General features: G+C 56.2%; 1 rRNA gene (cut by a window edge). It reads left to right on the top strand.

The features are described from left to right. A 23S ribosomal RNA gene (locus AB0953_RS35335) occupies nt 1–1184 on the top strand; its annotated part reaches 1597 nt to the left of the window's first position; the annotation flags it as partial. Nucleotides 1185–1225: the final 41 nt, after the last annotated feature.

The raw sequence follows: 1225 nt of genomic DNA, 5'->3' as shown, positions 1-1225 counted from the left end.
CACGTGCTGTCTGAGCTGGGGGTGGCCGCAGAGACCAGCGAGAAGCGACTGTTTACTAAAAACACAGGTCCGTGCGAAGCCGTAAGGCGATGTATACGGACTGACGCCTGCCCGGTGCTGGAACGTTAAGGGGACCGGTTAGCTTGGTTTCGACCAGGCGAAGCTGAGAACTTAAGCGCCAGTAAACGGCGGTGGTAACTATAACCATCCTAAGGTAGCGAAATTCCTTGTCGGGTAAGTTCCGACCTGCACGAATGGCGTAACGACTTCTCGACTGTCTCAACCATAGGCCCGGTGAAATTGCACTACGAGTAAAGATGCTCGTTTCGCGCAGCAGGACGGAAAGACCCCGGGACCTTTACTACAGTTTGATATTGGTGTTCGGTTCGGCTTGTGTAGGATAGGTGGGAGACTTTGAAGCAGCCACGCCAGTGGTTGTGGAGTCGCCGTTGAAATACCACTCTGGTCGTGCTGGATGTCTAACCTCGGTCCGTGATCCGGATCAGGGACAGTGTCTGATGGGTAGTTTAACTGGGGCGGTTGCCTCCCAAAGGGTAACGGAGGCGCCCAAAGGTTCCCTCAGCCTGGTTGGCAATCAGGTGTTGAGTGTAAGTGCACAAGGGAGCTTGACTGTGAGACCGACGGGTCGAGCAGGGACGAAAGTCGGGACTAGTGATCCGGCGGTGGCTTGTGGAAGCGCCGTCGCTCAACGGATAAAAGGTACCCCGGGGATAACAGGCTGATCTTCCCCAAGAGTCCATATCGACGGGATGGTTTGGCACCTCGATGTCGGCTCGTCGCATCCTGGGGCTGGAGTCGGTCCCAAGGGTTGGGCTGTTCGCCCATTAAAGCGGTACGCGAGCTGGGTTTAGAACGTCGTGAGACAGTTCGGTCCCTATCCGCTGTGCGCGTAGGAATATTGAGAAGGGCTGTCCCTAGTACGAGAGGACCGGGACGGACGAACCTCTGGTGTGCCAGTTGTCCTGCCAAGGGCATGGCTGGTTGGCTACGTTCGGGAGGGATAACCGCTGAAAGCATCTAAGCGGGAAGCCTGCTTCAAGATGAGTATTCCCACCTCCTTGAGAGGGTAAGGCTCCCAGTAGACGACTGGGTTGATAGGCCAGATGTGGAAGCCCGGTAACGGGTGGAGCTGACTGGTACTAATAGGCCGAGGGCTTGTCCTCAGTTGCTCGCGTCCACTGTGTTAGTTCTGAAGCAACGAACA

Source organism: Streptomyces sp. NPDC046866 (assembly GCF_040704625.1).
In the GTDB taxonomy this organism is placed as follows: Bacteria; Actinomycetota; Actinomycetes; order Streptomycetales; family Streptomycetaceae; genus Streptomyces.
Note: the sequence above shows the minus strand (reverse complement) of the source record. Positions and strands in the feature narration are given on the sequence as shown.